At 59.2% G+C, this 22,604-nt stretch carries 22 protein-coding genes; 15 read left to right on the top strand and 7 right to left on the bottom strand.

The features are described from left to right. Nucleotides 1-134: 134 nt before the first annotated feature. Nucleotides 135-2,048: a bifunctional 5-dehydro-2-deoxygluconokinase/5-dehydro-2-deoxyphosphogluconate aldolase gene (gene iolC / locus FHW76_RS20435; RefSeq protein WP_032756367.1), complete on the top strand. Its 1,914-nt coding sequence runs from the start codon at nucleotides 135-137 to the stop codon at nucleotides 2,046-2,048. Nucleotides 2,049-2,199: 151 nt separating this feature from the next. Beyond that, complete coding sequence (locus tag FHW76_RS20440) at nucleotides 2,200-3,057, top strand: MurR/RpiR family transcriptional regulator (protein WP_004206536.1); 858 nt, start codon at nucleotides 2,200-2,202, stop codon at nucleotides 3,055-3,057. A 725-nt stretch (nucleotides 3,058-3,782) separates the two neighbouring features. On the opposite strand, the gene iolB is transcribed toward FHW76_RS20440, so the two are convergent. Together iolB and FHW76_RS20450 are read right to left on the bottom strand one after the other, a co-directional pair. Then, the gene (gene iolB / locus FHW76_RS20445) at nucleotides 3,783-4,592 is read right to left on the bottom strand and encodes a 5-deoxy-glucuronate isomerase (RefSeq protein ID WP_022065407.1); all 810 of its coding nucleotides are present in this window, start codon (nucleotides 4,590-4,592) and stop codon (nucleotides 3,783-3,785) included. An 18-nt stretch (nucleotides 4,593-4,610) separates the two neighbouring features. Continuing rightward, complete coding sequence (locus tag FHW76_RS20450; protein WP_004146794.1) at nucleotides 4,611-6,116, bottom strand: CoA-acylating methylmalonate-semialdehyde dehydrogenase; 1,506 nt, start codon at nucleotides 6,114-6,116, stop codon at nucleotides 4,611-4,613. A 352-nt stretch (nucleotides 6,117-6,468) separates the two neighbouring features. Between FHW76_RS20450 and FHW76_RS20455 the strand changes: the two genes are divergently transcribed. Both FHW76_RS20455 and FHW76_RS20460 read left to right on the top strand, forming a co-directional pair. Continuing rightward, entirely contained in the window at nucleotides 6,469-7,290 is an 822-nt protein-coding gene (locus FHW76_RS20455) for a TIM barrel protein (RefSeq protein WP_183476944.1), read from the top strand. Nucleotides 7,291-7,388: 98 nt separating this feature from the next. After that, nucleotides 7,389-8,891, top strand: coding sequence for a helicase HerA-like C-terminal domain-containing protein (locus tag FHW76_RS20460; protein WP_008807119.1), 1,503 nt, complete (start codon nucleotides 7,389-7,391; stop codon nucleotides 8,889-8,891). Nucleotides 8,892-8,942: 51 nt separating this feature from the next. On the opposite strand, the gene lptG is transcribed toward FHW76_RS20460, so the two are convergent. Together lptG and lptF are read right to left on the bottom strand one after the other, a co-directional pair. After that, the gene (gene lptG / locus FHW76_RS20465) at nucleotides 8,943-10,025 is read right to left on the bottom strand and encodes an LPS export ABC transporter permease LptG (protein WP_008807120.1); all 1,083 of its coding nucleotides are present in this window, start codon (nucleotides 10,023-10,025) and stop codon (nucleotides 8,943-8,945) included. Continuing rightward, nucleotides 10,025-11,122, bottom strand: coding sequence for an LPS export ABC transporter permease LptF (lptF, locus tag FHW76_RS20470; RefSeq protein WP_012969078.1), 1,098 nt, complete (start codon nucleotides 11,120-11,122; stop codon nucleotides 10,025-10,027). The genes lptG and lptF overlap by 1 nt, the downstream gene beginning before the upstream one ends. Nucleotides 11,123-11,511: 389 nt before the next feature. Between lptF and pepA the strand changes: the two genes are divergently transcribed. From pepA to FHW76_RS20490, 4 genes are all read left to right on the top strand, one after another. Continuing rightward, nucleotides 11,512-13,023 (top strand): leucyl aminopeptidase, encoded by a 1,512-nt coding sequence (pepA, locus tag FHW76_RS20475; RefSeq protein ID WP_008807121.1) that lies wholly within the window; start codon nucleotides 11,512-11,514, stop codon nucleotides 13,021-13,023. Between the two features lie 121 nt (nucleotides 13,024-13,144). Continuing rightward, nucleotides 13,145-13,588 carry a DNA polymerase III subunit chi gene (gene holC, locus FHW76_RS20480; protein WP_008807122.1) on the top strand — a complete coding sequence of 148 codons (444 nt, stop codon included), beginning with the start codon at nucleotides 13,145-13,147 and terminating at the stop codon, nucleotides 13,586-13,588. Beyond that, on the top strand, nucleotides 13,588-16,443 hold the full coding sequence (locus tag FHW76_RS20485) for a valine--tRNA ligase (RefSeq protein WP_023296935.1): 2,856 nt from the start codon (nucleotides 13,588-13,590) through the stop codon (nucleotides 16,441-16,443). The genes holC and FHW76_RS20485 overlap by 1 nt, the downstream gene beginning before the upstream one ends. Before the next feature lie 121 nt (nucleotides 16,444-16,564). Beyond that, entirely contained in the window at nucleotides 16,565-17,068 is a 504-nt protein-coding gene (locus FHW76_RS20490; protein WP_008807124.1) for a GNAT family N-acetyltransferase, read from the top strand. A 283-nt stretch (nucleotides 17,069-17,351) separates the two neighbouring features. Here the strand turns inward: FHW76_RS20490 and miaE are convergent, their stop codons facing one another. Further along, nucleotides 17,352-18,116: a tRNA isopentenyl-2-thiomethyl-A-37 hydroxylase MiaE gene (gene miaE, locus FHW76_RS20495; protein ID WP_008807125.1), complete on the bottom strand. Its 765-nt coding sequence runs from the start codon at nucleotides 18,114-18,116 to the stop codon at nucleotides 17,352-17,354. A 49-nt stretch (nucleotides 18,117-18,165) separates the two neighbouring features. Beyond that, complete coding sequence (rraB, locus tag FHW76_RS20500; protein ID WP_008807126.1) at nucleotides 18,166-18,588, bottom strand: ribonuclease E inhibitor RraB; 423 nt, start codon at nucleotides 18,586-18,588, stop codon at nucleotides 18,166-18,168. Between the two features lie 98 nt (nucleotides 18,589-18,686). Between rraB and argL the strand changes: the two genes are divergently transcribed. Next, nucleotides 18,687-18,782: a putative translational regulatory protein ArgL gene (argL, locus tag FHW76_RS26705; protein ID WP_370736902.1), complete on the top strand. Its 96-nt coding sequence runs from the start codon at nucleotides 18,687-18,689 to the stop codon at nucleotides 18,780-18,782. Continuing rightward, the gene (gene argF, locus FHW76_RS20505) at nucleotides 18,752-19,756 is read left to right on the top strand and encodes an ornithine carbamoyltransferase (RefSeq protein WP_012543079.1); all 1,005 of its coding nucleotides are present in this window, start codon (nucleotides 18,752-18,754) and stop codon (nucleotides 19,754-19,756) included. The genes argL and argF overlap by 31 nt, the downstream gene beginning before the upstream one ends. A gap of 61 nt (nucleotides 19,757-19,817) precedes the next feature. Here the strand turns inward: argF and FHW76_RS20510 are convergent, their stop codons facing one another. Further along, nucleotides 19,818-20,270, bottom strand: coding sequence for a YhcH/YjgK/YiaL family protein (locus tag FHW76_RS20510; RefSeq protein ID WP_008807128.1), 453 nt, complete (start codon nucleotides 20,268-20,270; stop codon nucleotides 19,818-19,820). A gap of 194 nt (nucleotides 20,271-20,464) precedes the next feature. Between FHW76_RS20510 and FHW76_RS20515 the strand changes: the two genes are divergently transcribed. The 5 genes from FHW76_RS20515 to ridA all read left to right on the top strand — a co-directional run bounded on the left by FHW76_RS20515 (nucleotide 20,465) and on the right by ridA (nucleotide 22,555). Beyond that, on the top strand, nucleotides 20,465-20,569 hold the full coding sequence (locus FHW76_RS20515) for a pyrBI operon leader peptide (protein WP_012969080.1): 105 nt from the start codon (nucleotides 20,465-20,467) through the stop codon (nucleotides 20,567-20,569). Continuing rightward, nucleotides 20,544-20,603 (top strand): pyrBI operon leader peptide, encoded by a 60-nt coding sequence (locus FHW76_RS26485; protein ID WP_227650304.1) that lies wholly within the window; start codon nucleotides 20,544-20,546, stop codon nucleotides 20,601-20,603. Before FHW76_RS20515 ends, FHW76_RS26485 begins: the two co-directional genes overlap by 26 nt. Nucleotides 20,604-20,605: 2 nt before the next feature. After that, nucleotides 20,606-21,541 (top strand): aspartate carbamoyltransferase, encoded by a 936-nt coding sequence (pyrB, locus tag FHW76_RS20520; RefSeq protein WP_004206522.1) that lies wholly within the window; start codon nucleotides 20,606-20,608, stop codon nucleotides 21,539-21,541. A gap of 13 nt (nucleotides 21,542-21,554) precedes the next feature. Further along, on the top strand, nucleotides 21,555-22,016 hold the full coding sequence (gene pyrI, locus FHW76_RS20525; protein WP_002886927.1) for an aspartate carbamoyltransferase regulatory subunit: 462 nt from the start codon (nucleotides 21,555-21,557) through the stop codon (nucleotides 22,014-22,016). Between the two features lie 152 nt (nucleotides 22,017-22,168). Then, nucleotides 22,169-22,555: a 2-iminobutanoate/2-iminopropanoate deaminase gene (gene ridA, locus FHW76_RS20530; protein WP_002886926.1), complete on the top strand. Its 387-nt coding sequence runs from the start codon at nucleotides 22,169-22,171 to the stop codon at nucleotides 22,553-22,555. Nucleotides 22,556-22,604 lie beyond the last annotated feature (49 nt).

Below are 22,604 nucleotides of genomic sequence, written 5' to 3' on the forward strand. Positions count from 1 at the left end.
ATTTCGAACGAGTTTGCAAATGAAATATTTATTTCTCAAACTAAGGGTAACCAATAACCCTCAGGCTGTTCACGGAGTCGACGTCGGGATCCCGACCCTTCCAGGCAGCAGACACCAAAAAGGAAATCCTAGCTATGAATGCAGCAGTAAAGCGGCTCGACGTCATCTGTATAGGTCGGGTGGCCGTCGACCTCTATGCCCAGCAGATCGGTTCGCGGCTAGAAGACGTTGCCAGTTTCGCGAAATATCTGGGCGGCTCCTCCGGCAACGTGGCCTTTGGCACCGCGATTCAGGGGCTGAAATCGGCAATGCTGGCGCGCGTTGGCGATGAACACAACGGCCGTTTCCTGCGTGAAACGCTCAACCGCGCCGGGGTGGATACGGAGTATCTGATCACCGACAAATCCCGCCTGACCGCGCTGGTGATGCTGGGGATTAAGGATCAGGAGACCTTCCCTCTGATTTTCTACCGCGATAACTGCGCCGATATGGCCTTAACGCCTGACGACATTAGCGAGGAGTATATTGCCTCCTCCCGGGCGCTGGCGGTGACTGGCACCCACCTGTCGCACGCCAACACCCGCGCCGCGGTGCTGAAGGCGCTGGAATACGCTCGTCGTCACGGCCTGCGTACTGCGCTGGATATCGATTACCGTCCGGTGCTGTGGGGGCTCACCTCGCTCGGCGATGGCGAAACCCGTTTCATTGAGTCCGGGCCGGTCACCAGCCAGCTGCAGGAAGTGCTGCATCTGTTCGATTTGGTGGTGGGAACCGAAGAAGAGTTTCATATTGCCGGGGGCAGCACCGATACCCTGACCGCGCTGAAAAATGTGCGCAATGCCACCAAAGCCACCCTCGTGTGTAAGCGCGGGCCGATGGGCTGCGTAGTGCTGGAAGGCGACATCCCGGACAGCTGGGACCAGGTGCCGCTGCAGCAGGGCGTGCGCGTGGAGGTTCTCAACGTGCTGGGCGCCGGGGATGCCTTTATGTCGGGCCTGCTGCGCGGCTGGCTCAACGACGAAGGCTGGGAGCAGGCTTGCCGTTACGCCAACGCCTGCGGCGCGCTGGTGGTTTCCCGCCACGGCTGCGCGCCGGCGATGCCGACCAAAGTCGAACTCGATGACTACCTGCTGCGCGCCGAATCGGTGCCGCGCCCGGACGTCGACGAGCGCCTCAACCACCTGCACCGGGTCACCAGCCGCCGTCAGCAGTGGCCGGAGCTGTGCATTTTCGCCTTCGACCATCGCAAACAGCTGGCCGACCTGGCACGGGAGACCGGGCGCGATGAAGCCTGCATTCCGCAGCTCAAGCTGTTGTTGTTAGCCGCGGCCGAAGCGGCGGCGCAGGAGGCGGGTCTCGATCAGCGCAGCGGCATTCTGGCCGACGGCACCTACGGCCAGCGTGCGCTCAACGCCATTACCGGCAAGGGCTGGTGGATTGGGCGCCCCATCGAGCTGCCCAGCTCGCGACCGCTGCGTCTGGAGCATGGCAACATCGGCTCGCAGCTGATCGACTGGCCGCTGGAGCATGTCGTCAAATGCCTGGTCTTCTATCATCCTGCCGACCCGGCGGCGCTGCGTGCAGAGCAGGACGCCCTGCTGCTGGAGGTGTGGCAGGCCTGTAACAAGTCAGGCCATGAGCTGCTGCTGGAGGTGATCCTGCCGGAAAATGGTCCGGACAAAGACGAGCGCCATTACCACACCATGCTGGAACACTTCTATCAGCTGGGGATCAAGCCGGACTGGTGGAAGCTGCCGCCGCTCTCCAGCGCCAGCTGGCAGCAGATCACCGCCCTTATCGAGCGCGAAGATCCGTGGAGCCGCGGGATCCTGATCCTCGGCCTCGACGCGCCTTCCGACAAACTGCGCGCCGGTTTCGCCGAGGCGGCCGCACACCCGATGATCAAAGGTTTCGCCGTTGGGCGCACCATCTTTGGCCAGCCGTCGCGGCGCTGGATGCAGGGTGAGCTCAGCGATGAGGCCCTGATAGAGGAAGTGAAACGCAACTACCTGACGCTTATTGGCTACTGGCGCGAAGCCCGCCGCTGATCCCCCTACGCCCGTCTCCGTCACCTTGCGGAGCGGGCGTTTTTCTGTTTCTTCGTGAAATGAATCGCGTATTTCGTCGCAATAAATGAAAAATTCGCTTCATTTGGTACACTGGAAGCCATATTCCTTCCATTTTCTCAGAGCGCACTCTATGGCCAATAACCCAACACAGCTGACCATCCTGCAGGATGAAATCAGGCGTCGCTACGATACGTTAAGCAAACGCCTGAAACAGGTCGCCCGCTATATCCTTGATAACAGCAATAGCGTGGCTTTCGATACCGTGGCCTCCATTGCGCAACAGGCGGATGTTCCCCCTTCCACGTTGATTCGTTTTGCCAACGCCTTCGGCTTCAGCGGCTTTAACGAAATGAAACAGATGTTCAAGCAACATTTGATGGAAGAGACCGCCAACTATACCGAGCGCGCCCGTCTGTTCCGCCAGACTACCAGCGATGAGTCCAGCCCGCCGGAAACGCCGACGGAAATCCTCAATATGTTCACGATGGTGAACAACCAGGCGCTGCAGCAGCTGGCGATGCAGACCTCCAGCGATGAGCTGGAGCGCGCGGTGGCCCTGCTGGGCGAAGCGGAAAATATCTACGTCATTGGCCTGCGCCGGTCGTTCAGCGTCGCCTCCTATCTGACCTATGCGCTGCGCCACCTCGATCGCAAAGCCTTTCTGATCGACGGCCTCGGCGGCATGTTCACCGAGCAGCTGAGTCTGGTCGGCCCGAAAGACGTGGTGGTGGCGGTGAGCTTCTCGCCGTACGCCCGGGAAGTGGTCGAGCTGGTGGAGCTGGGCGCGCAGCGCAAAGCGCGACAGATCGCGATTACCGACAGCCAGGTCAGCCCGCTGGCGGCCTTCAGCGACGTCTGCTTTGTGGTGCGTGAAGCGCAGGTGGATGGCTTCCGCTCGCAGGTTGCTTCCCTGTGTCTGGCCCAGACGTTGGCGGTTTCGCTGGCGCTGAACAGCAGTCAGGAGTCCGAGGCCAAGCAGAAGGCGTGAGATAAGTCGCCTGGCGTTAGTTGTCCGGCGGAGTCGTATAAGCCTGCGGGAGGATCTCGTAGGCCGGATAAGGCATTTATGCCGCCATCCGGCACAGCCACGGGTACGGTGCCTGACTGCCCGGCGGCGCTGCGCTTGCCGGGCCTAAGGTATATGCGCCTGCGGGGTGCCAGAGATAATGTTATTGGTATGCAACTTTATTAATCCGGGAAAAGCGTTTGTCGCATGTGATTTCAACGCACATTGCGCTCCCGGTTAATCGTCTGCGTTATGTCACTCATGGCGCAGGGAGCGCACAGGGGGCGGCCAGTCGCCGCCGCCCCCTGTACCCCCGGGCTCCGGCCAGCAAAATCGCCACTGCGTGGTACCTTCGACTTATCCCTGCAGGCTTCGGGTCGGGCCGAGGCAGCATCCCTGCAAAACACGGCCCTCAGCCCGCATCCATGCGGGCTGCCCCGGCCTTCCGGGAACGTCTCAGCGATTTTGAGGCCGTCAGCACCGGCAGTTTCAGCAAGAATGGTGAATAAATTAACGGCAGGTCGCACGAACCGTAGGCCGGATAAGCGTAGCGCCATCCGGCACAAAGGCGGGTATGGCGCCGGAGCTTGCGGGGTCGGGGAGTGGGATTCCGCGGAGCGTTTCGCTAAAAAACACCTGCCGCCCTCAAACAAGAAGGCCGGTTAGCATCGCTAACCGGCCTTTTTTATCCGCTTCTGCAAAGCGCGTCAGTCGTGGCGCGGGTACTCCGGCGTGTTGATCCAGGCGTGGTCATCTTCCCAGGTGAACAACCATTTCCGATCCGGCCCGGCCATCACGTTCAGATAGTAGCTGTCGTAACCGGCAATCGCCGCCACCGGGTGGTAACCACGCGGCACCATCACCACATCGTGGTTGTAGGGCGCCATACAGGCGTCCAGGCTACGGTCGTCGGTGTAGACCCGCTGGAAGGCAAAGCCCTGCGGCGGATCGAAGCGGTGATAGTAAGTCTCTTCCAGCTGCGTCTCTTTGCCCGGCAGGGCGGTATCATGCTTATGCGATGGCCACGAACTGGTGGCCCCCTCGTCGGTGTACACTTCCACCACCAGCAGGCAGTCCGCCTCGGCGCTGTCCGGCAGAATATTATGCACCCGGCGCTGGTTGCGCCCTTTCCCGCGATGCTCTACGCCGACGTCTTCCGGCCGAATGAGGCGTGCCGGGAAGCGGCCTTTGCCCGGCGCGCTGCATACCGCCAGCTCCAGATCGGAATCGGCGGTTACCTCGACTTTATCCTGCGGCGGCACGTAGACCGACCACGGCGGGGTGCGTTCAAACGGCGACATCCGTTTACCGAGATTCGGGAAATCGGCATGCTGCGTTTTCACCGACGCCAGCCCGGCGACCAGCACCAGGCACAGCTCGCGATCGCCGCTCTCCAGCGTCACGGTCTGCCCTTTTTTCAACATCCAGACATCAAAGCCGATATAGCGCCAACCGGCGCTTTGCGGCGTAATATGCTGGATCTGTCCCTCTTTTCGCGATTTAGCCAGTAACGACATGGCGCTCTCCTTCGCCGATTAACCTAATGTCGGCATGCTGAATTCAGATACGGTCTGCTGCCCTGCCGGCCAGCGTACGGTGGCGGTCTTCATGCGCGTGTAGAAGCGCACGCCGTCCGGCCCGTGGACGTTCAACGCGCCAAACACCGAGCGCTTCCAGCCGCCGAAGCTGTGGAACGCCATCGGCACCGGGACCGGCACGTTCACCCCAACCATCCCCGCCTGCACGTCGTGGACGAATTCACGCGCGGTGTGGCCGTTGCTGGTGAAAACGGCGCTGCCGTTGCCAAACTCGTGGCTGTTGACCAGCTCAAGGGCGCTGTCATAGTCCGCCGCGCGCACAATTCCCAGCACCGGGCCAAAGATCTCTTCGCGCCAGATGGTCATCTCCGGGGTGACGTGATCGAATAGGGTGCCGCCGACATAATAGCCTGCGTCATAACCCGGCACGCGCAGTTTGCGGCCATCGACCACCAGTTTTGCCCCTTCGCTCTCGCCTTTATCAATATAGCCAAGCACTTTTTTCTGGTGGGTATCAGACACCACCGGCCCCATCTCGTTCTCTTCCTGGCCGCGCATGCAGCCCGGCCCCACTTTCAGCGCTTCCACCAGCGGCTTCAGGCGGGCGATCAGTTTGTCGGCAGTTTCATCTCCCACCGCTACCACCACCGGCAGCGCCATGCAGCGCTCGCCTGCGGAGCCAAAAGCGCCGCCCATAATGGCGTTAACGGTGGCGTCGAGATCGGCATCCGGCATCACAATCGCGTGGTTCTTGGCGGCGCCGAAGGCCTGCACGCGCTTGCCGTGGGCGCTGGCGGTCTTGTAGATATACTCCGCCACGCCGGAGGAGCCGACGAAGCTCACCGCCGCAATACGCGGGTCAGTGTACAGCTGCTCAGCATCTTCATTGCTGCAGTGCACGACGTTAAACACGCCGTCCGGCAGACCGGCCTCTTTCAGCAGCTCTGCCAGACGCACGGCGGCCGTCGGCGCCAGCGCCGGCGGCTTGAGGACGAAACTGTTGCCGCAGGCCAGCGCCAGCGGGAACATCCACATCGGCACCATCGCCGGGAAGTTGAACGGGGTGATCCCGGCCACTACGCCCAGGGGCTGCATCAGCGAATAGCTGTCGACGCCGGTGCCGACGTCAGAGGAGTATTCGCCTTTAATCAGGTGCGGGATCCCGCAGGCGAATTCGACCACTTCCATGCCGCGGGTCAGCTCGCCCAGCGCATCCGACCACACTTTGCCGTGCTCGCTGACGATGATCCCCGCCAGCTCTTCCACGTGCTGCTCCAGCAACATTTTGAAGTTGAACAGCACGCGGGCGCGGCGCAGCGGCGTGGTACGGGACCAGCTGTCAAACGCATCGCGAGCAACCTGAATCGCCTCGGAGACTTCCTGCGCGGTTGACACCGTGACTTCGCGCACCGCTTTGCCCGTCGCCGGGTCGTATACCGGCATCGTTTCGTTGCTGCTGCTGATAACGGTTTTCCCGCCAATAAAGTTTCCTGTGATCGTCATGTTCTCGCCTCATAGTGAAGGGGGCCAGCGCACACCGGCCCGTCGCTGATTCTGCTGTGCTATAACCGTAGTAAAATGAAATTTATATTTCAACATTGTCGTGAAATGAAATTTCATTTTGGTGATAACAGTCGCATTTTGCGCCGACGGATTGCCTGTGTGCTTCCCGCATCCCGCCTCGTCGCCTCAAGACGCCCGGCTTCCCGCCGCTGTCGCCTCCGTAGTCGGGGCCAGTGATATTTTGCGAGACAGCTCAAACATTCATCATTTCCATTCTTGCTAATTTTGGAATAAACGTTTTGACTGTTAGCCAATTGAACGAACCTACCCCCTCTTCCGTCAGGAGTGTCCTATGGCCATCGCAATGCAACGTTTTTGTATTAACCGCAAAATCGCGCCAGCGCTCAGCATTGAAGCGTTTTTCCGTCTGGTGAACCGTCTGGGCCTGAATAAGGTCGAGCTGCGCAACGATTTACCCAGCGGAAAAGTGACCGACGATCTGAGCCATCAGCAGGTGCGCGAGCTGGCGGCGCGCTACCACATCGAGATCCTGACGATTAACGCGGTCTACCCCTTTAACCGTCGTAGCGAAGAGGTGCGGCAGCTGACCGAATCGCTGCTGAAAGAGGCCCAGGCCATCGGCGCCAAATCGCTGGTGCTCTGTCCGCTCAACGACGGCAGCGAAGTGCCGGCCAGCGACACCCTGGGCGCCCTGCGCGACCTGGCGCCACTGTTCGCCTTCTACGGCATCCACGGCCTGGTGGAGCCGCTGGGCTTCCCGCAAAGCTCGCTGCGTTCGGCACTCCAGGCGCAGACGCTGATCCACGACGCCCGCGTGCCGTTTAAGCTGCTGATCGACACCTTCCATCACCATCTCTACCCGCAGGCGGCGGACGAGTTCAGCCAGGTGGAGGTGGCGGACATCGGTCTGGTGCACCTCTCCGGGGTGGACGATAGCCGTCCGCGCGAGCAGCTCACCGATGCCGAGCGCATCATGCTGACCCCGCAGGATCGTCTCGGCACCTGCGAGCAGGTTAAAGCGCTGGAAGCCCGCGGCTATCAAGGGGTATACGCTTTTGAACCCTTCGCACCTGAGCTGGCGCAGTGGAGCGAAGCGGATATCGAGCGCGAAATTGAGCAGAGCATCGCGCTTATCCAGCGCCACTGCGCCTGAAGCCTGCTCTGGACAGCATGCGCGGCACGTGACAATTTCCCCAACGCCGGACGACGAGGTTGCCTATAATCGTCGCAGGATAAATGGAGGAATCGATCATGAGCTCACCCTTGTTGATTGCGCGCACGCTGGATAACGCGCTGTATTTGCTGCCCGCAATGGCCAACCGCCATGGGCTGATCACCGGTGCGACCGGCACCGGTAAAACCGTCACCCTGCAAAAGCTGGCTGAGTCGTTCTCGGAGATTGGCGTGCCGGTATTTATGGCGGACGTCAAGGGCGACCTGACCGGCATTGCCGCCGCGGGGCAGAGCTCAGAGAAACTGCAGGCGCGGCTGGAGAAGATCGGCGTCAGCGACTGGGAGCCGCACGCCAACCCGGTGGTGCTCTGGGATATCTTTGGCGAGAAGGGTCACCCGGTTCGGGCGACGGTCTCCGATCTTGGCCCCCTGCTGCTGGCGCGCCTGCTCAATCTCAACGAGGTGCAGAGCGGCGTGCTGAACATTATTTTTCGCATCGCGGACGACCGCGGCCTGCTGCTGCTCGACTTCAAAGACCTCCGCGCCATCACCCAGTTTATCGGCGACAACGCCAAAGCGTTCCAGAATCAGTACGGCAATATCAGCAGCGCCTCGATCGGCGCCATCCAGCGCGGGCTGTTAACCCTGGAGCAGCAGGGCGCCGAGCACTTCTTCGGCGAGCCGATGCTGGATATTGCCGACTGGATGCGCGTCGATGCCAGTGGTAAAGGGGTGATCAATATCCTCAGCGCCGAAAAACTCTACCAGATGCCGAAGCTCTATGCCGCCAGCCTGCTGTGGATGCTCTCCGAACTCTACGAGCGCCTGCCGGAAGCTGGCGACCTCGAAAAACCGAAGCTGGTGTTCTTCTTCGATGAGGCGCATCTGCTGTTCAACGACGCGCCGCAGGTACTGCTGGATAAAATCGAACAGGTGATCCGCCTCATCCGCTCCAAGGGCGTCGGCGTCTATTTCGTTTCGCAGAACCCGGCGGATATTCCCGACGCCGTGCTCGGCCAGCTGGGCAACCGCGTGCAGCATGCCCTGCGCGCCTTTACGCCGAAGGACCAGAAGGCGGTGAAAACCGCCGCCCAGACCATGCGCGCCAATCCGGCCTTCAGTACCGAGCAGGCGATCCAGGAGCTGGGCACCGGCGAGGCGCTGATCTCCTTCCTCGATGAGAAAGGCAGTCCGTCGGTGGTCGAGCGGGCGATGGTTATCGCCCCCTGCTCGCGAATGGGGCCGGTCAGCGATGACGAGCGCAACGGCCTGCTGAATCACTCGCCGCTGTACGGTAAGTATGAGGAGGAGGTGGACCGCGAGTCGGCCTTTGAGATGCTGCAGCAAGGGGTGCAGGTCGCCACCGGGCAGCAGTCGGCTCCGCCGGCGAAGGGCCAGCAGAGCGGCGATGACGATGGGCTACTCGGCGGCCTGAAAGATATTCTGTTCGGCAGCACCGGCCCGCGCGGCGGCAAACGCGACGGTATCGTGCAGACGGCAGCGAAAAGCGCGGTTCGCCAGGTCACCAATCAGATCGTCCGCGGCATGCTGGGTAGCCTGCTGGGCGGACGCAAGCGCTAAAAAAAAGCCCCCTCATCGTTGAGGGGGCTTATACGTTCCGGGCTTAACCCGCTAGGCCTTGCGCATCATCAGCCAGAGGCTTATCAGGAAGAAGCTGGCGCTCGGCAACAGCGCGCCGATGATCGGCGGGATGCCGTAGACCAGGGTCAGCGGGCCGAAAATCTGATCCAGTACGTAGAAGATAAAGCCGAAGCTAATCCCCGTCACCACCCGCACGCCCATCGGCACGCTACGCAGCGGACCAAAGATAAACGACAGCGCCATCAGCATCATCACCGCCACCGACAGCGGCTGGAAGATTTTGCTCCACATATTGAGCTGGTAGCGTCCCGGATCCTGGCCGCTGGACTTCAGGTATTTCACATAGTTGTGCAGACCGCTGATCGACAGCGCATCCGGATCCAGGGCAACCACGCCGAGCTTATCCGGCGTGAGGTTGGTTTTCCAGGTGCCGCTCACCATCTGCGACCCGGTCACCTGCTTTGGATCGGTCAGGTTGGATTCATCCACCTGCGACAGGCGCCACACTTTATTTTCACTATCGAACTTTGCCGAGGCGGCATAGCGCACCGACTCTAAACGACGCTCCGGATTGAAGGCATAGATGCTGACGCCCCCCAGCTCATCGTTGCCTTTCACGCGTTCGATATAGACAAAGTTGTGGCCATCTTTCGCCCACAACCCTTGCTGAGTCGACAGCAGCGAACCGCCGTACATCTGCTGGGCGCGGTAGTTGCGCGCCATTTGCTCGCCCTGGGGCGCCACCCACTCGCCGATCGCCATGGTCAGCAGCACCAGCGGGATCGCAGTTTTCATTACCGCCAGCGCCACCTGCAGCCGGGTGAAACCGGATGCCTGCATCACCACCAGCTCGCTGCGTTGGGCCAGCATCCCCAGCCCCAGCAACGCGCCAAGCAGCGCCGCCATCGGGAAGAAGATCTGGATGTCCTTCGGCACGCTGAGGATGGTGTAGAGACCAGCGCCCAGCGCATCGTAACTACCCTGCCCGGACTTTTTCAGCTGATCGACAAACTTGATAATGCCGGAGAGCGACACCAGCATGAACAGGGTCATCATGATGGTGTTGAAAATCGTCTTACCGATATAACGGTCAAGTACGCCAAACGCCTGCATCAGGCCGCTCCTTTATTAAAACGGGCGCGGAAGCGGCGCATCGGCACCGTGTCCCACAGGTTTAACAGCACCGCCAGCGCAAAATAGAGCAGGTTAATCGCCCACATCCAGATAGCCGGGTCCATTTTGCCTTTGCCGCCGTTCGACTTAATCGACGTTTGCAGCAGGAAGAACACCAGGTAAAGCAGCATCGCCGGCAGCATCGACAGCACGCGCCCCTGACGCGGGTTCACCACGCTGAGCGGCACCACCATCAGCGCCATAATGAAGACGGTCGCCACCAGCGTGAAGCGCCAGTGCAGTTCGGCACGCGCGCGGTCGGTATGGGTCTGCCACAGAGTGCGCATATCCATCTGTTCGGTGTCGTCCGGATCGGAGGTCACTGCCTGGTGGCCGATAATGGCCTGATAGTTATTGAAGTCGGTAATGCGGAAATCGCGCAGCATCGCGGTGCCTTCAAAGCGGGTGCCCTTGTTGAGGGTCACCACCTGCGAGCCGTCTTTCTGCTGCGACAGCTCGCCGGAATCCGCCACCACCACCGAGGGACGCGCATTGCCTTTCGGACGCAGCTGGGCAAGGAAGACGTCATGGAAGCGGTTGCCGTTGACGCTCTCGATAAACATCACCGCGTTACCATCGCTGGCCTGCTGGAACTGGCCCTGGGCCAGCGCCGCCATGCCGGGGTTGGCTTTGGCTTCGGCCAGCACTTCGTCCTGATGGCGCGACGACCACGGCCCCGCCCACATGACGTTGACCGCCGCCACCGCGCCGGTGAACAGCGCGAGGATCATCGCCGCCTTGATCAGCACGGCTTTGCTCAGACCGCAAGCGTGCATCACCGTAATTTCACTTTCGGTGTAGAGTTTGCCCAGGGTCATTAGCAGGCCAAGGAACAAACTTAACGGCAGGATAAGCTGCGCCATCTCCGGGATGCCGAGCCCCAACAGCGAGAGCACCAGATTGGTTGGGATATCGCCATCCACCGCGGCGCCGAGGATCCTGACTAATTTCTGACAAAAGAAAATCAGTAACAGGATGAATAGGATCGCCAACTGGCTTTTCAGCGTCTCACGAACCAGATATCTTATGATTATCACTATAAATACGCCCGTAAAAACCCGTTTTATTGCAGGAAAATTGCTTGTTTCATGGCTTAAACGTCATTTATTCTCTTTGGTCGTTGAAAACATCGCTAAGATTAAATGACTCATCGGTTCTGCATGTCAGGATCTTTTCTGACGAACCCAGGCCTTAATAACGTTAAGATTAACACGAAGTCACCGCAACAGCGGACATGAGTTACGAAAGCTTGCAATTATATACTCAATGGATTTCGAGTTGTAAGAAGGCAGCAGGGCTGTGACCCCTGGCGCGCGCGTTAGGCCCGCATCAGGTAAGCAGGCGCAGCCGGCGCATCTGCAACTTGAAAGGCGACGAGTATAGCCGTAGCCACCACTGTTGTCTTTAAGATTCAGGAGCATAGTGCATGGAGTTCAGTGTAAAAAGCGGTAGCCCGGAGAAGCAACGGAGCGCCTGTATCGTGGTCGGCGTCTTTGAACCACGTCGCCTCTCCCCCATCGCCGAACAACTCGATAAAATCAGCGACGGCTACATCAGCGCCCTGCTGCGTCGCGGCGAGCTGGAAGGCAAACCTGGCCAGACGTTATTGCTGCACCATGTGCCAAACATTCTGTCTGAGCGCATTCTGCTGATTGGCTGCGGCAAAGAGCGCGAGCTGGATGAACGTCAGTATAAGCAGGTCATCCAGAAAACCATCAATACCCTGAATGATACCGGTTCAATGGAAGCCGTCTGCTTCCTGACCGAGCTGCACGTCAAGGGCCGCAACAACTACTGGAAAGTTCGCCAGGCCGTTGAAACCGCCAAAGAGACGCTGTACAGCTTCGATCAGTTGAAGACCAACAAAAGCGAGCCGCGTCGCCCGCTGCGTAAAATGGTCTTTAACGTGCCGACCCGTCGCGAGCTGACCAGCGGCGAACGCGCCATTCAGCATGGCCTGGCGATCGCCGCCGGCATCAAAGCGGCGAAAGATCTTGGCAACATGCCGCCGAACATCTGTAACGCCGCCTATCTGGCTTCCCAGGCGCGTCAGCTGGCCGATACCTACAGCAAGAACGTCATTACCCGCGTGATCGGCGAACAGCAGATGCGCGAGCTGGGGATGAACTCCTATCTCGCCGTCGGCAACGGCTCGCAGAACGAGTCGCTGATGTCGGTCATCGAGTATAAAGGCAACCCGTCTGAGGACGCGCGCCCTATCGTGCTGGTCGGTAAAGGCCTGACCTTCGACTCTGGCGGCATCTCCATCAAGCCTGCCGAAGGCATGGACGAGATGAAGTACGACATGTGCGGCGCCGCGGCGGTGTACGGCGTGATGCGGATGGTTGCCGAGCTGCAGCTGCCGCTGAACGTCATCGGCGTGCTGGCGGGCTGTGAAAACATGCCTGGCGGTCGCGCCTATCGTCCGGGCGACGTTCTGACCACCATGTCCGGCCAGACGGTGGAAGTGCTGAATACCGACGCCGAAGGCCGCCTGGTGTTGTGCGACGTCCTGACCTACGTTGAGCGTTTCGAACCGGAAGCGGTTATCGACGTCGCGACGCTGACCGGCGCCTGCGTGATTGCCCTCGGCCATCACATCACCGGCCTGATGTCGAACCATAACCCGCTGGCTCATGAGCTGATCGGCGCCTCCGAACTGGCGGGCGACCGCGCCTGGCGTCTGCCGCTGGCCGACGAGTTCCAGGATCAGCTGGAGTCCAACTTTGCCGATATGGCGAACATTGGCGGCCGTCCTGGCGGCGCGATCACAGCCGGCTGCTTCCTGTCACGCTTCACCCGTAAGTACAACTGGGCGCACCTCGACATCGCCGGTACCGCCTGGCGTTCCGGTAAGGCCAAAGGCGCTACCGGTCGTCCGGTCGCCCTGCTGTCGCAGTTCCTGCTCAATCGTGCGGGTTTTAACGGCGAAGAGTGATTGCCGTCTGATGCCCGGTGGCGCTACGCTTACCGGGCCTACGGAAAGATGCCGTTTGTAAGCCGGGTAAGCGTAGCGCCACCCGGCTTTGCATTTAAATCCACGACAAGAAGCCCCATATATGAAGAATGCAACGTTCTACCTTCTGGACAACGAAAACACCGTCGAAGGCCTGAGCGCCGTCGAGCAGCTGGTGTGTGACATTGCCGCAGAACGTTGGCGCAACGGCAAGCGCGTCCTGATCGCCTGTGAAGATGAGCAGCAGGCGATTCGCCTCGACGAGGCGCTGTGGTCGCGGCCGCCGGAGAGCTTTGTGCCGCATAATCTGGCGGGCGAAGGCCCGAGAGGCGGCGCGCCGGTGGAGATTGCCTGGCCGCAGAAACGCAACAGCAGCCCGCGGGACATTCTGATCAGTCTGCGGCTTAACTTTGCAGATTTTGCCACCGCTTTCACAGAAGTGATAGACTTTGTCCCTTACGAAGAAAATCTGAAACAACTGGCGCGCGAACGCTATAAAGCGTACCGCATGGCTGGTTTCAACCTGAACACGGCAACCTGGAAATAATGGAAAAGACATACAACCCACAAGATATCGAACAGCCGCTTTACGAGCACTGGGAAAAGCAGGGCTATTTCAAACCGAATGGTGATGAAAGCCAGGAGAGCTTCTGCATCATGATCCCGCCGCCGAACGTCACCGGCAGTTTGCATATGGGTCATGCCTTCCAGCAAACCATCATGGATACCATGATTCGCTACCAGCGCATGCAGGGCAAAAACACCCTGTGGCAGGCCGGTACCGACCACGCGGGTATCGCCACCCAGATGGTGGTTGAGCGTAAGATTGCCGCGGAAGAAGGGAAAACCCGTCACGACTACGGCCGCGATGCCTTCATCGACAAAATCTGGCAGTGGAAAGCGGAATCCGGCGGCACCATTACCCGCCAGATGCGCCGCCTCGGCAACTCCGTGGACTGGGAGCGCGAGCGCTTCACCATGGACGAGGGGCTTTCCAATGCCGTGAAAGAAGTCTTTGTTCGCCTGTACAAAGAAGATCTGATTTACCGCGGTAAACGCCTGGTTAACTGGGACCCGAAACTGCGCACCGCCATTTCCGACCTCGAAGTGGAAAACCGCGAATCGAAAGGTTCCATGTGGCACATCCGCTACCCGCTGGCCGATGGCGCGAAAACCGCTGACGGTAAAGATTACCTGGTGGTCGCCACCACCCGTCCGGAAACCCTGCTGGGCGATACCGGCGTGGCCGTTAACCCGGAAGATCCGCGTTACAAAGATTTGATTGGCAAATTCGTGGTGCTGCCGCTGGTTAACCGTCGCATCCCGATCGTGGGCGACGAACACGCCGACATGGAAAAAGGCACCGGCTGCGTGAAGATCACCCCGGCGCACGACTTTAACGACTACGAAGTGGGTCGTCGTCATCAGCTGCCGATGATCAACATCCTGACCTTTGACGGCGACATCCGCGAAAGCGCGGAAGTCTATGACACCAAAGGCAACGAATCCGACGTTTATTCCAACGAGATCCCGGCGGAGTTCCAGAAACTGGAACGCTTCGCGGCGCGTAAAGCCGTCGTTGCGGCGGTTGACGCCCTCGGCCTGCTGGAAGAGATCAAACCGCACGACCTGACCGTCCCTTACGGCGATCGCGGCGGCGTGGTTATCGAACCGATGCTCACCGACCAGTGGTACGTGCGTGCGGACGTGCTGGCCAAGCCGGCGGTGGAAGCCGTTGAGAATGGCGACATTCAGTTCGTGCCGAAGCAGTACGAAAACATGTACTTCTCCTGGATGCGCGATATTCAGGACTGGTGTATCTCCCGTCAGCTGTGGTGGGGTCACCGCATCCCGGCATGGTATGACAACGACGGCAACGTCTACGTGGGCCGTAGCGAAGACGAAGTGCGTCAGGAAAACAAACTCGGTACGGACGTTGCCCTGCGTCAGGATGAAGACGTTCTCGATACCTGGTTCTCCTCCGCGCTGTGGACCTTCTCCACCCTCGGCTGGCCGGAAAACACCGACGCCCTGCGTCAGTTCCACCCGACCAGCGTGATGGTGTCCGGCTTCGACATCATCTTCTTCTGGATCGCCCGCATGATCATGATGACCATGCACTTCATCAAAGATGAAAACGGCAAGCCGCAGGTACCGTTTAAGACCGTCTACATGACCGGTCTGATCCGCGATGACGAAGGCCAGAAGATGTCCAAATCCAAGGGTAACGTTATCGACCCGCTGGATATGGTTGACGGCATCACCCTGCCGGAGCTGCTGGAGAAACGTACCGGCAACATGATGCAGCCGCAGCTGGCGGAGAAAATCCGTAAGCGCACCGAGAAACAGTTCCCGAACGGCATTGAGCCGCACGGCACCGACGCCCTGCGTTTCACCCTGGCAGCGCTGGCCTCTACCGGCCGCGACATCAACTGGGATATGAAGCGTCTGGAAGGCTACCGTAACTTCTGTAACAAGCTGTGGAACGCCAGCCGCTTCGTACTGATGAATACCGAAGATCAGGATTGTGGCTTCAACGGCGGCGAAATGGTGCTCTCCCTGGCCGACCGCTGGATCCTCGCAGAATTCAACCACACCGTGAAAGCGTATCGCGAAGCGCTGGATAACTTCCGCTTCGATATCGCCGCCGGCATCCTGTACGAGTTCACCTGGAACCAGTTCTGCGACTGGTACCTGGAGCTGACCAAGCCGGTGATGAACGGTGGCAGCGAAGCGGAGCTGCGCGGGACGCGTCATACGCTGGTGACCGTGCTGGAAGGTCTGCTGCGCCTGGCGCATCCGATCATTCCGTTCATCACCGAGACCATCTGGCAGCGCGTGAAAGCGATCTGCGGTATCACCGCCGACACCATCATGCTGCAGCCGTTCCCGCAGTACGATGCTTCTCAGGTCGATGACGCGGCGCTGGCCGATACCGAATGGCTGAAACAGGCGATCGTCGCCGTGCGTAACATCCGTGCGGAAATGAACATCGCCCCGGGCAAACCGCTGGAACTGCTGCTGCGCGGCTGCAGCAAAGAGGCCGAGCGTCGTGTGAACGACAACCGCAGCTTCCTGCTGAACCTGGCGCGTCTGGAAAGCATTACCGTGCTGCCTGCCGATGATAAAGGTCCGGTCTCCGTGACCAAGATTATCGACGGTGCCGAGCTGCTGATCCCGATGGCGGGCCTCATCAATAAAGAAGATGAGCTGGCGCGTCTGGCGAAAGAAGTGGCCAAAATCGAAGGTGAAATTGGCCGCATCGAAAGCAAGCTGTCCAACGAAGGTTTTGTCGCCCGCGCACCGGAAGCGGTGATCGCTAAAGAGCGCGAGAAGCTGGAAGGCTACGCGGAAGCGAAAGCGAAGCTGATTGAGCAGCAGGCGGTGATCGCCGCGCTGTGATCCTCCCGCCCCTTGCCACCCGGCAAGGGGCGTTTTTTTATGAAACATCCTCGCTTGCGCTTTCCCCTGTCGCGATGTTATTAACATCATCATTCGTCTTTTTTGGGTAATGAGTCATTGTATGAATACGAGCGTCCCCGCGGCGACGTTGCTGCGTCGCATTACGGCGGCAGACAATGCCGCCATCGCCAGGGTCATCCGCCAGGTCTCGGCTGAATATGGCCTCACCGCCGATAAAGGCTATACGGTCGCCGACCCGAATCTCGATGAACTGTATGAGCTGTACAGCCAGCCAGGCTCTGCCTATTGGGTGGTGGAGAAAGAGGGCGAAGTGGTTGGCGGCGGTGGCGTCGCGCCGCTCGCCTGCAGCGAGCCGGATATCTGCGAGTTACAGAAAATGTATTTTATGACCAGCGCGCGCGGTCAGGGGCTGGCGAAGAAGCTGGCGCTGCTGGCGCTGGACTACGCCCGCGAGCAGGGCTTTAAACGCTGCTATCTGGAAACTACCGCCTTCCTGACGGAGGCGATCGGCTTATATGAACATCTCGGCTTTGAGCACATTGACGGGCCGCTGGGTTGCACCGGCCACGTTGACTGTGAAGTGCGGATGCTGAAAACGCTGTAGCGCCTCGATATCGCAGGCGTCCCCGGTAGCGCTACGCTTACCGTGGCTACAGTTTGGTAGCCCGGCTAAGCGTAGCGCAAGCCGGGGTATGTCCCGGATGGAACCCCTTGCACCTTACCCGTGCTCGCGGTGCCGTTTTTTTGTTGGGTGGCGGCTAACGCCTTACCCGACCTACGGCCCATACCATTGCGAGCTGAAGCTCTCAACGCTATCTCTCTCCCCATGGTTACTGAAACTGCCGGTGTTAGTGGCTACCGGGGCTGCAGGGCCCGAATACCGAGGGTTACGCCGCTACCGGCACACCGCTGTGAAAGCGGAACTCGGCCTCCGGCCTGAGGATCAGCGCCGCTTCCGCCTCGCCGAGCTGGCGCACCCGCTCGCTAATATCGTCTCCGGCAATCTTCTGCGCCAGATCCAGATAGTCCTGATAGTGACGCGCTTCAGAGCGCAGCAGCGACAGATAAAACTTCTGCAGATCGTCGTCCAGCCACGGCGCCAGCGCCGCAAAGCGTTCGCAGGAGCGGGCCTCGATATAGGCCCCGCAGATCAACTTATCGATCAGCATCACCGGCTCGTGCGAACGCACCTCCCGCCGCATGCCGCGGGCATAGTTACTGGCGGTGATTTTGACGTAGGGGATATCGCGCGCCAGCATCATCTCCCGCACCTGCCAGAAGTGATGTAGCTCCTCTTTAATCAGCAAAATCATGCTGTCCAGCAACTGGCGGCCCCACGGGTCGTCGGTCTGCGGCATGGCGCTTTTGTTGATCCGCTTATGCAGAGCGACAAAATCCGGCTCCGGCCCCCAGCGGTAGGTGAAGTCTTCATACGGCTTCAGGCAGGCCAGCAGCTCGTCGGCGTCGGCTTTATCCGCGACGTAGCGACGCACCAGCAGCATGGCGTTCTGCGCCGCTTTCAGTTCGCACACCATATGGTCGGTCAGCAGCAGCGGCAGGTTTTCCGGCTTGCGGGCTTCATCAATCCACGCCTGCGGCGTCGGGCAGTGCAGGAAGTTGATAATCGGGGAGAGTATCTGCGGGTAATCCATGGAAGTTCCTTGCTATACGGCGGCAGGCACCGCCGTATCCATCTGCAACTTAGTGGCGAACACCATCGTCGTCTTCATCGACAAAATCTTCGTCATCGTCGCCGTCTTCTTCACCGTTCGGGTCCTCATAATAGGTACCCCAACCGTCATACTCGACGTCATATTTTTCTGCCAGCGTCATCAGCTGTTCCACCTGGGCATCGATCAGGTCTGCGTTCAGCGCGCATTCGCTGAGAATATCGCAGCAGATGACCATGTCACCCTCTTCCACTTCCAGCTCTTCGGGCTCGGTCACTTCATAGCCCAGCTTGAACGCTTCCACCGCCACTTTCTCCAGCGTTTCGAAATCGTCTGCAGAGAGGTGATGCTCAATCGTGTACAGTGCGTCCGGATCGCTGCCATCCTCCAGCAGCTCTTCGATAATCAGACGCGTCTCTTCACGCTGTTCTTCCAGGTGTTCCGGGTTTGCCATGGCTCGTTCCTCATAATGTGCGGCAGTTGTCCCTATTGTCACATACCGCCGTCATTGCCTCCACTTCTCAGTGAAAGATTTCGATCACAGACTTGCAAATGAATATTCATACATATAAATTGAATTTTAATTCAATTAGTGGCCTATGCCAGGTGAGGGAACCATGTCTGCGTTTTACCAGAAGCATTTTTTAAAGTTACTCGATTTTACGCCTGCAGAAATCACCGCCCTGCTCGAGCTGGCGGCAAAGCTCAAAGCTGATAAGAAAAACGGTATCGAAGTCCAGAAACTGGCAGGGAAAAACATCGCGCTCATCTTCGAAAAAGACTCAACCCGTACACGATGCTCTTTCGAAGTTGCCGCATACGATCAGGGCGCCCGCGTGACCTATCTGGGGCCAAGCGGCAGCCAGATTGGCCATAAAGAGTCGATCAAAGATACCGCCCGCGTGCTCGGGCGGATGTACGATGGCATTCAGTATCGCGGCCACGGCCAGGAGGTGGTGGAGACCCTGGCGCAATACGCCGGTGTGCCGGTGTGGAACGGCCTCACCAACGAGTTCCACCCCACCCAGCTGCTGGCGGACCTGCTGACCATGAAAGAGCACCTGCCGGGCAAAGCCTTTAACCAGATGACGCTGGTCTACGCCGGCGACGCGCGCAACAACATGGGCAATTCGATGCTCGAAGCCGCAGCGCTGACCGGTCTGGATCTGCGCCTGGTAGCGCCATCGGCCTGCTGGCCGGAGTCTCAGCTGGTGGAGACCTGTACCGCGCTGGCCAAACAACAGGGCGGCAACATCACCCTGACGGAAGATATCGCCGCAGGAGTGAAAGGCGCCGATTTTATCTATACCGACGTCTGGGTATCGATGGGCGAGGCGAAGGAAAAATGGGCCGAACGTATCGCCCTGCTCCGCGACTATCAGGTTAACAGCGCGATGCTGGCGCTGACCGGCAATCCGCAGGTCAAGTTCCTCCACTGCCTGCCGGCATTCCATGACGACCAGACCACGTTGGGCAAACAGATGGCCGCCGATTACGGCCTGCACGGCGGTATGGAAGTGACTGACGAGGTGTTTGAGTCGGCGGCGAGCGTGGTTTTCGATCAGGCGGAAAACCGGATGCACACCATCAAAGCGGTGATGGTGGCGACGCTGAGCAAGTAGTCCTTCGCGTGTGGCCACATCCCGGATAGCACGGCGCTTATCCGGGATATGGCTCGCCATTTTACGCCATCAGCATCTTCACTACCGCTTTGCGCACCTTCGCCGGGGCGCCTACGGCGCACAGCGGTTTATGCACTTCGCCGGGATAAAACACCACAAAATCCCCTTCGTTGAGGATCACCGTTTTCTCCTGCTGGCCTTCGGCCAGAAAAGCGATGTCTTTCTCCGCCAGCCAGTCGGTCTGCGGCTCTCCAGCCGGCAAGGTACTGAAGGTCATCCCCTCGATGCCGCGGAGCACAATCTGAATATCGAGATAGCGGGCATGGTATTCCGCGCGGCGCGCGGCCTGCGGCTCGGTGGTGTCTTCGGAAATCAGATAAAACAGGTTATTGCCGTCGATATCGTGTTTACCCAGCGGCGTCGCCTCGCTGACATGGGCGATGACGTGCTCAATGGCCTCGCGCAGCGCGGCAGGCAGCCATGGCTGCAGATGGTGGATATTGCCAATAATCATCACTTACCTCGAATATAAAACAGCATTTCATTTTATAACTTTATACCCCCATCGCCACTGCCATACCAGTACAGTTTCACCGTTCTTTGCGCTGGCGCACTTTTCTGCAGGCAAACGATTACCTGTTTGTGAATGAATCGCTTGATCGTCATAACGGTCTGCGTATAATGCCAGTCGTTTTGCCGGGAGGAAGCATGGCCAATTGCGTACGACATTCTGTCTTAGCGCGTCTGAACGCAGACGCTGGCCTGGCATTTTTCTTTCCGTTGCTCATTGGATTCCCGAAGCCCCTTATTTAAGGGGCTTTTTTTTTGCCCAGGCGTCAGGAGATAAGCATGGCTAACCCGCTATATCAAAAACATATCATTTCCATAAACGATCTCAGCCGCGAAGACCTCGAACTGGTGCTGGCGACGGCGGCAAAGCTGAAAGCCAATCCGCAACCCGAGCTGCTGAAGCATAAGGTTATCGCCAGCTGTTTCTTTGAAGCCTCCACCCGTACCCGTCTCTCTTTTGAAACCTCGATGCACCGCCTGGGCGCCAGCGTGGTCGGCTTTTCTGACAGCGCCAATACCTCGCTGGGCAAAAAAGGGGAAACCCTGGCGGATACCATCTCCGTCATCAGCACCTACGTTGACGCCATCGTGATGCGTCATCCGCAGGAGGGCGCCGCGCGCCTGGCGACCGAATTCTCCGGCGGCGTGCCGGTACTGAACGCTGGCGACGGCGCTAACCAGCACCCGACCCAAACCCTGCTCGACCTGTTCACCATCCAGGAGACCCAGGGCCGCCTCGAAAACCTCAACGTGGCGATGGTCGGCGATCTGAAGTATGGCCGTACCGTCCACTCCCTGACCCAGGCGCTGGCCAAATTCAGCGGCAACCGCTTCTACTTTATCGCCCCGGACGCGCTGGCCATGCCGCAGTACATCCTCGATATGCTGGATGAAAAAGGTATCGCCTGGAGCCTGCATAGCGCCATCGACGACGTGATGGCGGAAGTGGATATTCTGTACATGACCCGCGTGCAGAAAGAGCGTCTGGATCCGTCGGAATACGCCAACGTGAAAGCGCAGTTCGTCCTGCGCGCCGCCGACCTCGAAGGGGCGCGCGCCAACATGAAGGTGCTGCACCCGCTGCCGCGCATTGACGAAATCACCACCGATGTCGATAAAACACCGCACGCCTGGTACTTCCAGCAGGCCGGTAACGGCATCTTCGCCCGCCAGGCGTTACTGGCACTGGTACTGAATAGCGAGCTGGCACTGTAAGGGGGAATGAGAGATGACACACGACAATAAACTGCAAGTAGAAGCCATTAAACGCGGCACCGTGATCGACCATATCCCGGCGCAGGTCGGCTTTAAGCTGCTCACCCTGTTCAAACTGACCGAAACCGACCAGCGCATCACCATCGGCCTGAACCTGCCCTCCGGCGAGATGGGCCGCAAGGATTTGATTAAAATCGAGAACACCTTCCTGACCGACGAGCAGGTTAACCAGCTGTCACTGTACGCCCCGCAGGCGACGGTAAACCGCATTGATGATTACGAAGTGGTGGGCAAATCCCGCCCGAGCCTGCCGGATCGCATTGACAGCGTGCTGGTCTGCCCGAACAGCAACTGTATCAGCCACGCCGAACCGGTTTCTTCCAGTTTTGCAGTGAAAAAACGCGCCGATGACATCGCACTCAAATGCAAATACTGTGAAAAAGAGTTTTCTCATTATGTGGTGCTGGCCAACTAAATGCGGTTGGTATTGGTGGTAGGCCTCCCTATAATGGCTACCACCCTACGCTTCGTCCTTCAGGCGGCGTCTGCGCCGGCGGCACAGCGCTTACCCTCTGGCGGCAACCTGAATGATTTTGCGTAACATTACTCAGTTCATCTGGAGATAACATGAGCAAAACTATTGCGACGGAAAATGCACCAGCAGCGATTGGCCCATACGTTCAGGGCGTTGATCTGGGCAGCATGATCATCACCTCTGGCCAGATCCCGGTCGACCCGAAAACCGGCAGCGTCCCGGAAGACGTGTCCGCGCAGGCGCGCCAGTCGCTGAACAACGTGAAAGCGATCGTGGAAGCCGCTGGCCTCACCGTTGGCGACATCGTCAAGACCACCGTATTCGTCAAAGATCTCAACGATTTCGCTACCGTTAACGCCACCTACGAAGCGTTCTTCACCGAGCACAATGCCACCTTCCCGGCGCGCTCCTGCGTGGAAGTCGCTCGTCTGCCGAAAGACGTGAAGATCGAGATCGAAGCCATCGCCGTACGTCGCTGATCGCTTTGGTTGGCAGGAAAAAAGGCAGCCAGTGGCTGCCTTTTTTACG

It is taken from the genome of Klebsiella sp. RC2 (assembly GCF_014192815.1).
GTDB lineage: Bacteria > Pseudomonadota > Gammaproteobacteria > Enterobacterales > Enterobacteriaceae > Klebsiella > Klebsiella variicola.

Bases quoted from the DNA above. Each gene is read 5' to 3' on its own strand.
- iolC (WP_032756367.1), top strand. From the start codon at position 135: ATGAATGCAGCAGTAAAGCGGCTCGACGTCATCTGTATAGGTCGGGTG.
- FHW76_RS20440 (WP_004206536.1), top strand. From the start codon at position 2,200: ATGGCCAATAACCCAACACAGCTGACCATCCTGCAGGATGAAATCAGG.
- iolB (WP_022065407.1), bottom strand. From the start codon at position 4,592: ATGTCGTTACTGGCTAAATCGCGAAAAGAGGGACAGATCCAGCATATT.
- FHW76_RS20450 (WP_004146794.1), bottom strand. From the start codon at position 6,116: ATGACGATCACAGGAAACTTTATTGGCGGGAAAACCGTTATCAGCAGC.
- FHW76_RS20455 (WP_183476944.1), top strand. From the start codon at position 6,469: ATGGCCATCGCAATGCAACGTTTTTGTATTAACCGCAAAATCGCGCCA.
- FHW76_RS20460 (WP_008807119.1), top strand. From the start codon at position 7,389: ATGAGCTCACCCTTGTTGATTGCGCGCACGCTGGATAACGCGCTGTAT.
- lptG (WP_008807120.1), bottom strand. From the start codon at position 10,025: ATGCAGGCGTTTGGCGTACTTGACCGTTATATCGGTAAGACGATTTTC.
- pepA (WP_008807121.1), top strand. From the start codon at position 11,512: ATGGAGTTCAGTGTAAAAAGCGGTAGCCCGGAGAAGCAACGGAGCGCC.
- holC (WP_008807122.1), top strand. From the start codon at position 13,145: ATGAAGAATGCAACGTTCTACCTTCTGGACAACGAAAACACCGTCGAA.
- FHW76_RS20485 (WP_023296935.1), top strand. From the start codon at position 13,588: ATGGAAAAGACATACAACCCACAAGATATCGAACAGCCGCTTTACGAG.
- FHW76_RS20490 (WP_008807124.1), top strand. From the start codon at position 16,565: ATGAATACGAGCGTCCCCGCGGCGACGTTGCTGCGTCGCATTACGGCG.
- miaE (WP_008807125.1), bottom strand. From the start codon at position 18,116: ATGGATTACCCGCAGATACTCTCCCCGATTATCAACTTCCTGCACTGC.
- rraB (WP_008807126.1), bottom strand. From the start codon at position 18,588: ATGGCAAACCCGGAACACCTGGAAGAACAGCGTGAAGAGACGCGTCTG.
- argL (WP_370736902.1), top strand. From the start codon at position 18,687: ATGAATATTCATACATATAAATTGAATTTTAATTCAATTAGTGGCCTA.
- argF (WP_012543079.1), top strand. From the start codon at position 18,752: ATGTCTGCGTTTTACCAGAAGCATTTTTTAAAGTTACTCGATTTTACG.
- FHW76_RS20510 (WP_008807128.1), bottom strand. From the start codon at position 20,270: ATGATTATTGGCAATATCCACCATCTGCAGCCATGGCTGCCTGCCGCG.
- FHW76_RS20515 (WP_012969080.1), top strand. From the start codon at position 20,465: ATGGCCAATTGCGTACGACATTCTGTCTTAGCGCGTCTGAACGCAGAC.
- pyrB (WP_004206522.1), top strand. From the start codon at position 20,606: ATGGCTAACCCGCTATATCAAAAACATATCATTTCCATAAACGATCTC.
- pyrI (WP_002886927.1), top strand. From the start codon at position 21,555: ATGACACACGACAATAAACTGCAAGTAGAAGCCATTAAACGCGGCACC.
- ridA (WP_002886926.1), top strand. From the start codon at position 22,169: ATGAGCAAAACTATTGCGACGGAAAATGCACCAGCAGCGATTGGCCCA.